13 protein-coding genes are annotated in these 13,448 nt (G+C 67.4%); 7 read left to right on the top strand and 6 right to left on the bottom strand.

Annotation, left to right across the window (positions count from 1 at the left end; genetic code table 11):
• Positions 1-26: 26 nt before the first annotated feature.
• Both pdxA and VGV58_RS02715 read left to right on the top strand, forming a co-directional pair.
• Positions 27-1,064 (top strand): 4-hydroxythreonine-4-phosphate dehydrogenase PdxA, encoded by a 1,038-nt coding sequence (pdxA, locus tag VGV58_RS02710; protein ID WP_326872438.1) that lies wholly within the window; start codon positions 27-29, stop codon positions 1,062-1,064.
• On the top strand, positions 1,057-1,728 hold the full coding sequence (locus VGV58_RS02715; protein ID WP_326872439.1) for a beta/alpha barrel domain-containing protein: 672 nt from the start codon (positions 1,057-1,059) through the stop codon (positions 1,726-1,728). Before pdxA ends, VGV58_RS02715 begins: the two co-directional genes overlap by 8 nt.
• 13 nt (positions 1,729-1,741) lie before the next feature.
• Here VGV58_RS02715 and VGV58_RS02720 read toward each other — a convergent pair whose 3' ends face one another.
• Positions 1,742-2,767 (bottom strand): GlxA family transcriptional regulator, encoded by a 1,026-nt coding sequence (locus VGV58_RS02720; RefSeq protein ID WP_326872440.1) that lies wholly within the window; start codon positions 2,765-2,767, stop codon positions 1,742-1,744.
• Between the two features lie 107 nt (positions 2,768-2,874).
• Here VGV58_RS02720 and VGV58_RS02725 point away from each other — a divergent pair, with 107 nt between their 5' ends.
• From VGV58_RS02725 to VGV58_RS02745, 5 genes are read left to right on the top strand one after another with little or no spacing between them, the layout of a single operon-like run.
• Positions 2,875-3,918: an ABC transporter substrate-binding protein gene (locus VGV58_RS02725; RefSeq protein ID WP_326872441.1), complete on the top strand. Its 1,044-nt coding sequence runs from the start codon at positions 2,875-2,877 to the stop codon at positions 3,916-3,918.
• A 31-nt stretch (positions 3,919-3,949) separates the two neighbouring features.
• Positions 3,950-5,005: an ABC transporter ATP-binding protein gene (locus VGV58_RS02730; RefSeq protein ID WP_326872442.1), complete on the top strand. Its 1,056-nt coding sequence runs from the start codon at positions 3,950-3,952 to the stop codon at positions 5,003-5,005.
• Positions 5,005-5,838: an ABC transporter permease gene (locus VGV58_RS02735; protein WP_326872443.1), complete on the top strand. Its 834-nt coding sequence runs from the start codon at positions 5,005-5,007 to the stop codon at positions 5,836-5,838. The genes VGV58_RS02730 and VGV58_RS02735 overlap by 1 nt, the downstream gene beginning before the upstream one ends.
• 1 nt (position 5,839) lies before the next feature.
• Positions 5,840-6,628, top strand: coding sequence for an ABC transporter permease (locus tag VGV58_RS02740; RefSeq protein ID WP_326872444.1), 789 nt, complete (start codon positions 5,840-5,842; stop codon positions 6,626-6,628).
• A gap of 35 nt (positions 6,629-6,663) precedes the next feature.
• Complete coding sequence (locus VGV58_RS02745; protein ID WP_100959260.1) at positions 6,664-7,677, top strand: proline racemase family protein; 1,014 nt, start codon at positions 6,664-6,666, stop codon at positions 7,675-7,677.
• 36 nt (positions 7,678-7,713) lie between these two features.
• On the opposite strand, the gene VGV58_RS02750 is transcribed toward VGV58_RS02745, so the two are convergent.
• The 5 genes from VGV58_RS02750 to VGV58_RS02770 form a co-directional block, all read right to left on the bottom strand.
• Complete coding sequence (locus VGV58_RS02750; protein WP_326873547.1) at positions 7,714-8,586, bottom strand: hydroxymethylglutaryl-CoA lyase; 873 nt, start codon at positions 8,584-8,586, stop codon at positions 7,714-7,716.
• Positions 8,583-9,287 (bottom strand): ABC transporter ATP-binding protein, encoded by a 705-nt coding sequence (locus VGV58_RS02755; protein WP_326873548.1) that lies wholly within the window; start codon positions 9,285-9,287, stop codon positions 8,583-8,585. Before VGV58_RS02755 ends, VGV58_RS02750 begins: the two co-directional genes overlap by 4 nt.
• Positions 9,288-9,289: 2 nt before the next feature.
• Positions 9,290-11,083 (bottom strand): branched-chain amino acid ABC transporter ATP-binding protein/permease, encoded by a 1,794-nt coding sequence (locus tag VGV58_RS02760; RefSeq protein WP_326872445.1) that lies wholly within the window; start codon positions 11,081-11,083, stop codon positions 9,290-9,292.
• The gene (locus VGV58_RS02765; protein WP_326872446.1) at positions 11,083-12,000 is read right to left on the bottom strand and encodes a branched-chain amino acid ABC transporter permease; all 918 of its coding nucleotides are present in this window, start codon (positions 11,998-12,000) and stop codon (positions 11,083-11,085) included. Before VGV58_RS02765 ends, VGV58_RS02760 begins: the two co-directional genes overlap by 1 nt.
• A 210-nt stretch (positions 12,001-12,210) precedes the next feature.
• A complete protein-coding gene (locus VGV58_RS02770; protein WP_326872447.1) occupies positions 12,211-13,413 on the bottom strand; it encodes an ABC transporter substrate-binding protein in 1,203 nt (400 codons plus the stop codon).
• Positions 13,414-13,448 lie beyond the last annotated feature (35 nt).

Genomic DNA, 13,448 nt, shown 5'->3' on the forward strand with positions numbered 1-13,448 from the left:
CAACCAGGACCAGCCGGAGATCGCCGATGAGATCGACAGTCCAGCCCATTGCGATCACCATGGGGGATCCGTCCGGCATCGGGCCGGAGATCGTCGCGAAATTCTTCACCCGGCGGCTGGCTGAGAAGGCACCGCCGGGTGAAGGCCAGGCGCGACCTGCGATCGTGATCGGGGATCCGCTGGTCATGCGCCATGCCCTGACGCTCCTGCGCAGCCCGCTCCAGCTCCGGACGGTCGCGGCTATGGGCGAGGCGGCATGCGAGCCGGACTCGATCGATATCCTTGCATCCTCCCGGCTCGACGCATTGCCTCCGCTCGGCACGGTCAATGCGCCAAGCGGCAAGGCCGCGTTCGACGCGATCGCCATGGCCACCGACCTGGCTGCGGCCGGGCAGGTCGCCGGGATCGTCACGGCGCCGATCCACAAGGAGTCACTGGCGGCCGCAGGCTTCGACTATCCCGGCCATACCGAAATCCTGGCCGATCGCGGCAAGGCAGACCGGGTCGCGATGATGCTCGCCAATGACGAGATCCGCACCGTTCTCGTCACGATCCACTGTGCCCTGCGCGAGGCCATCGAACGGGCCGATTTTCCGGCGCAGATGTCGGCCATTCGCCTGGCCCATGCCGGCGGCAAGGCGCTCGGTCTGCCAGCCCCGCGCATCGCCGTCGCCGGGCTCAACCCCCATGCCGGGGAGGGTGGCCTGTTCGGCCGCGAGGAGATCGAGATCATTGCCCCGGCGGTCGCGGCGGCGCGGCGCGAAGGGATCGAGGCGAGCGGTCCCTGGCCCGGCGACACCGTTTTCATGCAGGCGCGCGCCGGCCGTTTCGACATCGTCGTCGCGCAGTACCATGATCAGGGCCTGATCCCGGTCAAATATCTTGGCCTCGACAAGGGGGTGAACATCACGCTCGGCCTGCCTTTCATCCGCACCAGCCCCGACCACGGTACGGCCTTCGACATTGCCGGGCAGGGCATTGCCGATCCCGCCAGCTTCGAAATTGCATTCGACTATGCGTGCCGTCTGGCGGCCGCGCGCGACCAGGATCATCGCCATGGCTGATCTCGACTTCATCTTCATGCTGACGCGCCATGACCGGACGGTGCCGGAGGCGGCCGGCCATGTCGCGACCGCGCTCGCGGCCGGCATCCGCCATATCGGTTTCAAGGATGTCGGGCTTCCGCTCGCCGCGCTCAGGGAACTCGGCCGTATGATCAAGGCCGGCGGCGCGTCGAGCTATCTCGAAGTCGTCTCGCTCGACCGCGCCAGCGAGATCATGTCGGTGCGCGCCGCCATCGATCTCGGCGTCGACCATCTGCTGGGCGGGACGCATGCCGACGATGTCCTGCCGCTGCTGCGCGGCACCGGCATCCGCTACTATCCCTTCCCGGGTGAGATCGCGGGGCATCCGAGCGTGCTGAACGGCTCGGTCGACGAGATCGCCGCCAGCGCCCGCGCCCTTGCGGGTAGGGACGGCGTCGATGGGCTCGATCTGCTCGCCTATCGCTCCGGCGTCGATGTCCCCGCGCTGATGACTGCCGTCTGCGCCGTCACCGACAAGCCGGTGATCGTCGCGGGCTCGATCGACCGGCCCGAGCAGATCGAGGCTGTTCGCCGGGCGGGAGCTGCCGGGTTCACCATCGGGACATCGGCACTCGAGGGCCGCTTCCCGGCGCGTGGAGCTGCGCTGGATGCACAGCTCGCGGCGATCGCCGCCTGTCTCTGACGGGGCGGGCGGTTCAGGCGAGGGCCTTCTGCCGCAGGGAGCGCGGGGTTTCGCGGAAAGCCGCCTTGAAGTCGCGTGAGAGATGGGCGCTGTCGGCAAAGCCCGCGCCCATCGCGATGTCGGTGAGCGAGCGCTTGCTGTTCAGGATCAGCCATCGCGCATAGTCGAGCCGGAGCTTGCGCTGGAAGGCGGCCGGGCTCTGGCCGAGCGAGGCGCCGAACAGGCGCTCGAGCTGGCGCGGGCTGACGCCGACATAGCGCGCGACGGCAGCGATCGGCGGGGGATTGTCGAGCCGCTGCTCGATGAACTGCGCCGCCTGCTGCACCCGGACATCGAGATTGGGTGCCAGCTCGGCATAGAAATGCGCCTGCGGCATCTCTGCCGGGCGCATGTCCTGCAGCATCATGTGCCGCATCGCCTGCTGGGCCTTGTCGCGACCGCAATGGCGCGCGACGAGATAGAGACCGAGATCGATCGCCGCGGTCGAGCCGGCGCAGGTGATCAGGTCACCCTCGTCGATGAAGAGCCGCTCGACCCCGGCCGAGACCTTGGGAAAGCGCTCCTTGAAGGCATCGAGCACGTTCCAGTGCACGCAGACCCGGCGCGGGCCGGCGAGACCGGCCCGGGCGATGGCGAAGGTGCCGGTGCAGATGCCGAGCAGCCGCACGCCGGATGTCGCCGCCCGGCGCAGATAGCCGAGCAGGGTCTCAGGGAGAGCGTCGTTGAGATAGTCGTTTCCGCCGCAGACGGCGATGTAATCGAAGCCCGTCGGGTCGAGCAGGCCGGCATTGGGGGTGACCGCGACGCCGCAGCTCGAACGCCGCGGCTCGCCGTCGAGGCTCATCACCGTCCAGCTCGCATGCAGCTGGCGGCTGCGTCCGCCATGGTCCGCCGCCAGCCTGAGCACGTCGATCAAGCCGGAGAAGGCGGCGAGCGTGAACTGGTCGAGCAAGAGGAAGCCGATCCGCAACCGCGAGACAGGCGCTGGCGCGGGCTGCGGCCGATCGCTGGCGGGTTGATGGAGCTGCGCGTTACTCATGTCGTGATTATTCAAATTTTGGGCCGGCGCATTCTAGTGCCTTTTGCCGCCTGCGCGCCAACATATCCCGACAGAAGCGCAAAGACGCTCGGCAGAGGAGAACGACGATGACCCGACCCACCCGACTGGCCGCGGCCATGCTCGCCACCACCCTGCTTACCGCGCCTGCCTTGGCGCAGCAGCCCGCGTCGATCACCGTCGCCTGGTATGGCGGAAATTGGGGCGACGCCTTCAAAGCCTGCGTCGCCGAGCCCTTCACCAAGGCGACCGGCATCGCCGTCAATGCCGAGATCGGCACCTCGACCGTCACGCTGGCGAAGCTGCAGCAGCAGAAGTCGGCGCCGACCATCGACGTCGCCTGGATGGATGGCGGCATCAGCGAGCTCGCCCTTGCCGCGGAAGTCACCGACAATCTCGACCCGGCGGCGATCCCCAATCTCGCCAACACCCTGCCGGAAGCGATCTACAAGAGCGGCGCGGCCACCTATGCGGTCGGCACCGGCTATTATTCGCTCGGGCTCACCTACAACACCCAGAAGGTCAAGGCGGTGCCGACCTCGTGGAACGACCTCTGGAAGCCGGAATTCGAAGACGCCGTCACCATCCCCTCGCCGGCGAATTCCTCGGGCGTGCCCTTCGTGATGTTCCTGTCGAAGATCTGGGGCCATCCGGCCGGCGACCTTTCCCCGACCTTCAAGAAGATCAAGGAGCTCAAGGCCGCCCTGTTCTTCGATTCCTCAGGCGCCGCCACCAACGCCTATCAGAGCGGCGAGGCGATCATCGGCGCCCATTTCAACGTCGGCGCCTGGGACCTCGCCGACAAGGGCCTGCCGATCGGCTTCGTCGTGCCGAAGGAAGGCGCCTGGGCGACCGATGCTCGCCTGCATCTGGTCAAGGGCACGCCGAAGAAGGACGCGGCTGTGAAGTTCATCAACCAGGCGCTGACGCCGGAGGCCTCCGGCTGCCTGGCGGAAAAACTCTATCTCGGCCCGTCCGTGAAGAACGTCACGGTCAAGCCCGAGACCGCGCGCAAGCTGCCTTGGGGCGAGTCCGGCTCGGTCAAGAACCTGCAATTGTTCGACTGGGCTGAGATCAACGGCCTGCGCTCGCGCGTCGTCGACGAGTGGAACCGGCAGATCGCCCGCAAGTGAGCTGATGGCAACGAGCATTGCGAGCCGCAGCATGAGCCCCATCCTCGCCATAGACGGCCTGTCCAAGCATTTCGGCGGACAGCCGGCGCTGACGGCGATCGAGCTTGCCGTCGAGCAGGGCGAGTTCATCGCCCTGCTGGGCCCCTCGGGCTGCGGCAAGACAACGCTGCTGCGCTGCATCGCTGGTTTCCTGACGCCGGAGGCCGGCACGATCCGGCTCGCCGGTGAGGATGTGACGCGGTTGCCGCCCTATCGACGTCCGCTCAACACCGTGTTCCAGAACTACGCACTCTTCCCGCATATGAGTGTCGCCGAGAATGTCGCCTATGGCCCGCGCCGGCAGGGCGTCGCCAAGGACGAGGCGGCCAAGCGTGCCGCCGAGGCGCTGGAGCTGGTCGGCCTCGCCGGCTTCGGTGATCGGCTGCCGGCCCAACTTTCCGGCGGCCAGCAGCAGCGCGTCGCCTTGGCTCGCGCCATCGTCAACCGACCGCAATTGCTGCTGCTCGACGAGCCCTTGAGCGCGCTCGATCTGAAGCTGCGCAAGAAGGTCCAGAGCGAGCTCAAGCAAATCCAGCACCGGCTCGGCATCGCCTTCCTGTTCGTGACGCACGATCAGGAGGAGGCGATGACGCTGGCCGACCGGATCGTGCTGATGAATCGCGGCCGGATCGAGCAGATCGGCCGCGGCCAGGACATCTATGCCCGGCCGGCGACCCGCTTCGCCGCCGATTTCATCGGCGATGCCAACCTGCTCGCGGTCGAGAGGCGCGACGATGCCGGCTTCTCGTTGCTCGATGGCGCAATCATCCTTCCCGCCGCTGATGCACCGCAGGGTGAACTCACCGGCGTGCTGCGGCCCGAAGATATCCTCCTCACGGCTGAGCCGGTTGCCGAGCGTATCTCCCTGCAGGGCGTTGTCTCCGAGATCGTCAATGTCGGCAGCCACGCTTCGGTAGCGCTCACCGTTGGCGGCAGCACGCTGACAGCCCGGCTCGCCCCGTCCGCCCTGGCCGGCCTGGGCGTGGGCCAATCCGTCTTCGCCAATATCCGCCTCGCCGACTTGCGTCTCGTGCCGGGGGATGCGTGATGAGCGGAGCGCTGCGCCCGGTCCTGCTGCTCTGCGCCCTGCCGGCGGCTTTCTTCGTCGCCTTCTTCCTGGCGCCGATGGCGGTCGTCCTGATCGCGAGCCTGACCACGCCGGCGGGGCAGCCGACCTTCGCGCACTACGTCCGCATCCTCGCCGACGCCTATCATTGGGACGTGCTCTGGGTGACCTTCCGCATCGGGGCGCTGACCACGCTGGTCTGCGTGCTGATCGGCTATCCGCTCGCCTGGTATCTCGTCCGCATCGTGCAGTGGCGGCCCTGGCGCCGCTTCTGCGTGATCCTGCTGGTCGTGCCGCTGTTCACCAGCAATATCGTCCGCTCCTTCGGCTGGATGGTGCTGCTCGGCCGCAACGGCCTGGTCAATGACGGCCTGATCGGTCTCGGCCTGATCGAGCGGCCGATGCGCTTCCTCGGCACGGAGCTCGGCATCCTGATCGGCCTGGTCTACATCCTCCTGCCCTTCATCGTGCTCGCCGTCGGCAATGCGCTTGCCAAGGTCGATCCGGCGCTGGAGCACGCCTCGGCCGATCTCGGCGCGACGCCGGCCGGTACCTTCCGCACCATCATCTTCCCGCTCAGCCTGTCCGGCCTGATGGCCGGCGCCGTGATGGTCTTCATGCTGGCGGTCAGCGCCTATGTCACGCCGGCGCTGCTCAGTGGTGGGCGGATCACCGTCTTCTCGATGCTGATCTTCCAGCAATACAGCTCGGTCTTCGACTTCAACTATGGCGGTGCGCTCAGCATCACCATGCTGGTGCTGACGCTGGCGCTGGTCGCCATTGCCGGACGCATCGGCGAGCCGAGGAGGGCCTGAGATGGTGTCAGTCCTCGTCCGGATCGTCTCCTTCGCCGCGCTGGCCTATCTCGCTTTGCCGCTCGTCGTCCTCGTCGGGGCGTCGCTGACCACGACCAGTTTCCTCGCCTTCCCGCCGCAGGGCGTCACCCTCGCCTGGTACGGCAAGATGCTGGGCGATCCCTCCTATGTCTCGGCCTTCCTGATCAGCACGCTGCTCGCCGTCGCAGCGACCATCGTCGCCGTGCTGCTGGCAGTGCCGGCGGCGATCGCGATCGCCCGCTATCGCTTCACCGGCCGCGGCCTCCTGTCGGAGACGCTGATGTCGCCGCTGATCCTGCCGCATGTCGTGCTCGGCGCGGCGCTGCTGCAGTGCGGCAGCGCGATCGGCCTCGTGCGCAGCTTTCCGGCGCTGCTGGTCGGGCATGTCGTGATCATCATGCCCTTCGTGATGCGGGCGGTGCTGCCGCAGCTCAGCGACGAGCAGCGCAGCCTGGAGGAAGCCTCGGCCGATCTTGGCGCCCGGCCGCTGACCACCTTCTTCCTGGTGACGCTGCCGCAGATCCGCAGCGGGCTCGTCAGCGGCGCGATCTTCGCCTTCATCGCCTCCTGGATCAATGTCGAGCTCAGCATCTTCAATACGACCGCCGAGCTGACCACCATCCCGGTCAAGCTGTTCAACTACGTCCAGTACACGATCGACCCGACGATCGCCGCGGTCTCCGGCCTGACCATCATCGTCGCCGCCGTCGTCATCGTGGTGCTCGACCTCACCATCGGTCTCGACGTGCTCTCCGAGCACCGCCGATAGCCTTCTCGACCCATCGTTTTCCCAAGGAGCCGACCATGCGCCAGCAGAATGTCTTCGACGTCGTCTACACGCATACCGAGGGTGAGCCCCTCTGCATCATCCATAGCGGGATTCCGTACCCCGCTGGATCGAGCATCCTGGAGAAGCGCCGCTTCCTCGAGGAGAACTATGACTGGCTGCGCTGCGCCCTGATGCGCGAGCCGCGCGGGCACAAGGACATGTTCGGCGTCTTCCTGACGCCGCCATCGAGCCCGGAGTTCGATGCCGGCCTGATCTATATCGACGGTACCCAGTACTCGCATATGTGCGGCCACGGCACGATCGCGGTCGGCATGGCGATGGTCGCGCTCGGCCTCGTCCGCCGCGGCGAGAACGGCCGCACCACCATCCGCTTCGAGACCACCGCTGGGCTGGTCACGGCCGAGGTCGCCAATGACGGCCCGGACGTGCTCTGGACCCGCTTCGAGAACGTGCCGGCCTATGTCGCGGCGCAGGACGTGCCGTTCGACCTGCCGGGCGTCGGCTCGCTCAAGGCCGACATCGTCTGGGGCGGCAACTACTTTGGGATCATCGACCTGCGCGGTACCTCGCTCCGGATCTCGCCGGAGAACGGCTCCGAGCTCTCGCGCCTCGGCATCATCGCCCGCGAGCAGCTCCGCCAGAAGGTCGCGATCCAGCATCCGGCCTCGGCCCACATCAACAACTTTAACTTCGTCACCTTCTGGCACGAGCCGACGATCGAGGGCGCCTTCTACAAGAACGTCCACGTCTTCTCGGCCGGCCAGCTCGACCGCTCGCCCGGCGGCACCGGCACCAGCGCTATGATGGCGATGTACGAGGCGCGCGGCCTGATGAAGCTGAACCAGCCGATCCGCTCGGAAGGCCTGCTCGGCTCCGGCACCTTCGAAGGCTGCCTGATCGGCGAGACCAGCCTGAACGGAACCCGTGCGGTGCGCCCGACCGTGAAGGGCACCGCCGGCCTGCTCGGCACGGCGCGCTGGACGATCAACCGCGACGACCCGGTCGATGCCGGCTTCCTCGTCGCCTGATCAGGGCTCCGTGGCAGGGCGGCTCAAGCCGTCCTGCTATTGGGTTGCGGATGCGCGGCGGCTGGCGATCCATGCCGCCGTTGCTTCCAAGAGCGTGCGGTCGATCCCGGTCGCGATGCCCCTGGCCTCGAAATGCGCGACCAGCCGCTCGGTGGCGAGATTGCCCGCAGCGCCTGGCGCATAGGGGCAGCCGCCGAGGCCGCCGACCGAGCCGTCGAAGACGCGCAGGCCGAGCTCCCAGGCCGCCGCGACATTGGCGATGGCTCGGCCGGATGTGTCGTGGAAATGCCCGGCCAGCATCGCAGCCGGCGCCTGCCGCAAGGCCGCCTCGACCATCGCCGCGGTACGCTCCGGCGTGCCGCGGCCGAGCGTGTCGGAGAGCGCGATCTCGTTGCAGCCGAGCGAGAGCAGTTCGGCGGTGACCGTCGCGACCGCCTCGGGCGCGATCTCCCCTTCATAAGGGCAGTCGAGCGCACAGGAGACATAGCCGCGCACCGGCACGCCGGCGCGCTGCGCCAACGCCATCACCGGCCGGAAGCGCTCGATGCTCTCGGCGATCGTGCAGTTGGTGTTCTTCCTGCAGAAGCTCTCGGAGGCCGCGGTGAACAGGGCGAGCGCCTGCGCGCCGGTAGCGAGCGCAGCCTCGGCACCCTTCTCATTGGGGATCAGGGCCGAATAGGTCACGCCCGGCCGGCGGTCGACGCCGCGCATCACCGCCTCATGGTCGGCCATTTGCGGCACCCAGCGCGGCGAGACGAAGGCCGTTGCTTCGATGCGAGAGAGGCCGGCATCGGCGAGCCTGCCGATCAGCGCCAGCTTGTCCGCGGTGGCGATCTCGGCCTTCTCGTTCTGCAGGCCGTCGCGGGGCCCGACCTCGACGATGGTGACGCTGTCGGCGGACATCGTCAGGCGCCGAGATAGGCCGAGCGCACGCGCTCGTCGCGCAGCAGCTCGGCGCCGGTGCCTTCGAGCGTGATCGTGCCGGTCTCGATGACATAGGCGCGGTCGGCGATGGCGAGCGCCTGATTGGCCATCTGTTCGACCAGCAGGATCGTCATGCCTTCCTCGCGCAGCCGCCGGATCACCGCGAAGACCTCGCGCACGATCAGTGGTGCGAGGCCGAGTGAGGGCTCGTCGAGCAGGAGGAGCTTCGGCCGCGCCATCAAAGCGCGGGCGATCGCCAGCATCTGCTGCTCGCCGCCCGAAAGCGTCCCGGCGAGCTGGTCCTGCCGCTCGGCGAGACGCGGGAAGACGCCGAAATAGCGCTCGATATCACTGGCGATGCCATCCTCGTCGCGGCGCGCATAGGCGCCGAGCACGAGATTGTCGCGCACGCTCTGGTCGCCGAAGACTAGGCGCCCTTCCGGCGAATGGCCGATGCCGAGCCTGACGCAGTCATGGCCGCGGATGCCGGTGATGTCGTTACCCTCGAAGCGGATCGAACCGCCGGCGACCTTCGCCAGCCCGCCGATCGCCCGCATCAACGTCGATTTGCCGGCGCCGTTTCCGCCGATCAGCGTGACGACCTCGCCCTGGCCGACCTGCAGCGAGATGCCTTTCAGCGCCTCGACCGCGCCATAGCGGACCTTGAGCCCTTCGATCGCGAGCATGGTCATGCGGCGTCTCCGGTCAGGGCGGCATCGTCATCGGCGCCGAGATAGGCGGCGACCACCTTGGGATCCCGGCGGATCGCCTCCGGCCGTCCCTCGGCGATCAGCGCGCCATAGTCGAGCACCAGCACATGCTGGGAGATGCCCATGACGAGGTCCATATGATGCTCGATCAGCAGCACGGTGACGCCGGCCTGCTGGATGCGGCGGATGACCTCGCCGAGCTCATGCGTCTCCTGCGGATTGAGACCCGCTGCCGGCTCGTCGAGCAGCAGCAGCTTCGGCTTCGATGCCAGCGCGCGAGCGATCTCGAGCCGCCGCTGCAGGCCATAGGGCAGGCTCTTCGCCGGCTCATGGGCGCGATCGCCAAGGCCGAGATCGCCAAGCAGCGCCAGCGCGTCGGCGCGGGCCGTGGCCTCCGCGTGGCGGCTCGATGGCAGGCCGAGCAATGACGCAGCAAAGCCGGTCTCGATATGGCGGTGCGCGCCGAGCAGGACATTGTCGAGCGCCGAAAGCTCGCCGAAGAGCTTGAGGTTCTGGAAGGTACGGGCGATGCCGAGGCAGGCGATGCGATGTGCCGGCCAGCCGGCGATCTCCTGGCCCTCGAAGCGGATCGAGCCGCTGCCTGGCGCGACATGGCCGGAGAGCAGGTTGAGCAGCGTCGTCTTGCCGGCGCCGTTCGGGCCGATCAGCGCATGGACCTTGCCGGCTGTGATCGCGAAGGAGACGTTGCGGACCGGAACGATGCCGCCATAGGCCTTGTAGAGGTCCTTGACGACGAGGATCTCGCCGCTCGCCGCCGCTGCCGTGGTTGCCGCCAGAGCGCTGTGGCCGGGGACCGCAGGCGGAACCACTTTGCCCTGTCGCCAACGCGCGGCGAGGCCGGAGAACGCCCCGGCGATGCCGTTCGGCATTAGATAGAGCGAGAACAGCAGGAGCGCGCCATAGGTGAAGTGCTGCAGGGCCGGCCAGCGCGCCAGCCAGGCGTCCAGCAGGGTCAGGATCACCGCGCCGAAGAGTGGTCCGTAGAGCGAGCCCGAGCCGCCGAAGATCACCACGACCAGCAGGAAGATCGACAGGTTGAAGGTGATGAAGTCGGAATTGAAGTACTGGTTCTGCTGCGCGACGACGGCGCCGGCGAGCGCGCAGGTCACCGCCGAGATGACGAAGGCGAGCGTCTTGGCCCGCACCACGGAGATGCCGACCGACTGCGCCGCCGGCTCGGCCATCTGCACGCCGAGGAAAGCGCGGCCATAGCGCCCGGCGAGCAGCGAGCGCAGCATCAGATGGGTGGCGATGCAGAGCGCGCCGACGAACCAGACCCAGTGCAGGTTGGTGAAGCTGACGCCGGCTATGGATGGCGCGCTGATGCCGTAGAAGCCAGCCTGGCCCTTGAAGATGTCGGTCCACTCCGTGACGATCTTCTCGACGACGATGCCGAAGCCGATCGTCACCATGGCAAGGCTGGGGCCCGAGACGCGCACCGAGGGCATGGCGATGACGAGGCCGAAGACCGCGCCGAAGCCGCAGGCCAGCAGCAGCGACAGCCAGGGCGAGAGCCCCCATTCGATATTGGCGATCGCCGCCGTATAGGCGCCGACGGCGAAGAGCCCGGCATGGCCCAGCGACTTCTGGCCGGCATAGCCGACGAGGACGTTGAGGCCTGCGGCGGCGAGATAGTTCACCCCGATCGTGAACAGGATCTGCAGGTAGAAATCGTTGAGGCCGAACAGGGGCACGAGCGCGAGCGCTGCCGCTAGCACCGCCAACCCGATGGCATGGGCGAGCGCCGGCATCAGATCTTCTCCACGCTGCGCGCGCCCATCAGCCCGCTCGGGCGGACGACCAGCACGATGATGATCAGCAGGAAGATTGTGATCTCGCGCATTTCGGCGCGCCAGAGCCCGACCAGCGCCTCGACGATCCCCAGCAGGAAGCCGCCGAGCATGCAGCCGCGCGGGCTGGTCAGGCCGCCGACGATCGCGGCCGAAAACGCCTTCAGCGCGATGCCGAGGCCGATGAAGACCGAGGCCGTGGTGATCGGCGCGATCAGGATGCCGGCGAGCCCGGCCAGCGCCGAGGAGATCACGAAAGCGAGGATGACGATCGTCTCGACATTGATGCCGACGATCGCCGCCGCCTGCGGGTTGAAGGCGACGGCCCGCAGCGCCTTGCCGAAGCGCGTCTTGCGCAGGACGATGTCGAGCCCGACCATCACGGCGACTGCGACGACCGCGATCAGCACTTCCTGCGGCCGGATGCCGGCGCCGGCGATGCGCCAGACATCGCTGCCGAGCGGGGAGGGCACCGCGATCGAAGCCGGGCCCCAGATCGCCAGCGCGGTGTTCTGCATGATGATGCCGAAGCCGATCGTGCTCAGCACCCAGTTGAGGCCGCCGGCGCCGACGAAGGGCTTGATCGCGCAGTAGTAGAGCGCGATGCCGATGGCGCCGACCACGACGACGCTGGCGATCGTCGCCAGCGCATAGGCCGTCATCGTCATCTCGGCCTGGGTCAGATTGCCGAAATGCGGCTTGCCGGCCGCCAGCAGCAGCAGGGAGACGCCGACCAGGCTGCCGGGCACGAGGAAGGCGCCCTGGCCGAAATTGAAGGTCTTGGTCGTGGCGTAGGTGATGTTGAAGCCGAGCGCGATCAGCCCGTAGATCGCGCCGAGCGCCAGACCGCTGGCCAGAGCCTGAAGGAATGCCGTCATCGTCTCTCCGCCACGACTCAGGTCGTTTGCGCCATCATTCTGAACAGCCAGCGCGTAGCCGCCACCCGCCAATTCGTTTCCACTCTCACGCCGTCATGCTCGCCCCTGTGGCGAGTATCCACGTCTTGAACACCGTATGCGATCAGTGAAGCGAAGACGTGGATGGTCGGGACAAGCCCGACCATGACGGAGGAGGTCAGCTGCAGAGGTTCAGCGCTTCAAGTCAGCGGCTGTCAGCCCTTTCACCACGGCGTCGTCGAGCTTGACCACGCGGCCGTCCTTCCACTGCGCCAAATGGAAGTCGGCAACGCCGAGCGCCTCGTGCTGCTCCTTGCTGAAGGGCTTCTCGTATTTCTTGATGATGCCCTGCACCGCGCCGAGATTCTCGAGCGCAGCCTGCAGCTTCGGGCCGTCCGTGCCGCCAGCCTGCTTGACTGCGGCGGCGATCAGCATCACCGCGTCATAGCCCTGAGCGGCCGAGACGAAGGCGGGCATGTTCGGATGCTTGGCGACGAGGCGCTTGTGCAGCGCTGCGGCCCGGTCGCTGGCATCCTCGGTGGTCGAGGCCGCGAAGACCGTCTTCTCGGCGAGCTTGGGCCCGGCGATGTTGACCAGCGGCGTGTTGATCGAACCCCAGGTCGAGAGCAGGCCGGGATAGTAGTCCATCTTCTCCATGCTCTTCAGCACCTGCGCCGTCGCGTCGGCGAGCGAGCCGGTGATGATCATGTCGGCGCCGGCCGCCTTCAGCTTGGCGAGCTGGGAGGTCATGTCGGTGTCCTTCGGCCCGAACTTCTCGATGCCGACCGGCTTGATGCCGTGCAGGGTCAGGATCTCCTGCAGGTCCTTGGTCGCCGCCTGGCCGTAGCCGGTGGTGTCGGCGATGATCGCGATGTTCTTGCTCTTCGAGGCCTTGACCGCATAGGCGGCGAGTAGAGCGAGCTGTTCGCGATCGACCATCGAGACCCGGAAGATGTAGTTCTGCGGCTCCTTGGCGTAGCGGGCGGTGATGTCGGTCGCGGTCGCGACATGCGAGATCACCGGCACCTTCTTCTGCTGCGGGATATGCAGCCAGGCGAGCGCATTGCCTGAGTTGGTCGGGCCGACCACGGCCGCGACCTTCTCGTTGTCGATCAGCTCGTTCATGTTCTGGATCGACTTCGGCGGCGCGCCGGCATCGTCTCTGACGACGCCGACGACCTTGCGGCCGAGCACGCCGCCCTGGGCGTTCAAATCGTCGATCGCGGCCTGGAAACCGTAGAGGCCGGAGAGGCCGAGCTCGGCCGCGCCCGAGGCCGACTGGTCGGCATTGTAGCCGATCTTGATCTCGTTCTGTGCGTAAGCCGGCAGCGACAGCGCCATGCCGGCCGAGACCAGCAGGGCACTGAGCGTGCGGCGGGTGATGCGATTGTCCATAACGTTCCTCCGGTTGTCGTCCGCTTTGATGCGGT

It is taken from the genome of Allobosea sp. (genome assembly GCF_035944895.1).
Classification (GTDB): Bacteria; Pseudomonadota; Alphaproteobacteria; order Rhizobiales; family Beijerinckiaceae; genus Allobosea.

Coding starts and splice junctions, on each gene's coding strand:
- VGV58_RS02745 (WP_100959260.1), top strand. CDS start 6,664: ATGCGCCAGCAGAATGTCTTCGACGTCGTCTACACGCATACCGAGGGT.
- pdxA (WP_326872438.1), top strand. CDS start 27: ATGAGATCGACAGTCCAGCCCATTGCGATCACCATGGGGGATCCGTCC.
- VGV58_RS02715 (WP_326872439.1), top strand. CDS start 1,057: ATGGCTGATCTCGACTTCATCTTCATGCTGACGCGCCATGACCGGACG.
- VGV58_RS02760 (WP_326872445.1), bottom strand. CDS start 11,083: ATGCCGGCGCTCGCCCATGCCATCGGGTTGGCGGTGCTAGCGGCAGCG.
- VGV58_RS02725 (WP_326872441.1), top strand. CDS start 2,875: ATGACCCGACCCACCCGACTGGCCGCGGCCATGCTCGCCACCACCCTG.
- VGV58_RS02765 (WP_326872446.1), bottom strand. CDS start 12,000: ATGACGGCATTCCTTCAGGCTCTGGCCAGCGGTCTGGCGCTCGGCGCG.
- VGV58_RS02720 (WP_326872440.1), bottom strand. CDS start 2,767: ATGAGTAACGCGCAGCTCCATCAACCCGCCAGCGATCGGCCGCAGCCC.
- VGV58_RS02730 (WP_326872442.1), top strand. CDS start 3,950: ATGAGCCCCATCCTCGCCATAGACGGCCTGTCCAAGCATTTCGGCGGA.
- VGV58_RS02735 (WP_326872443.1), top strand. CDS start 5,005: ATGAGCGGAGCGCTGCGCCCGGTCCTGCTGCTCTGCGCCCTGCCGGCG.
- VGV58_RS02770 (WP_326872447.1), bottom strand. CDS start 13,413: ATGGACAATCGCATCACCCGCCGCACGCTCAGTGCCCTGCTGGTCTCG.
- VGV58_RS02740 (WP_326872444.1), top strand. CDS start 5,840: ATGGTGTCAGTCCTCGTCCGGATCGTCTCCTTCGCCGCGCTGGCCTAT.
- VGV58_RS02755 (WP_326873548.1), bottom strand. CDS start 9,287: ATGCTCGCGATCGAAGGGCTCAAGGTCCGCTATGGCGCGGTCGAGGCG.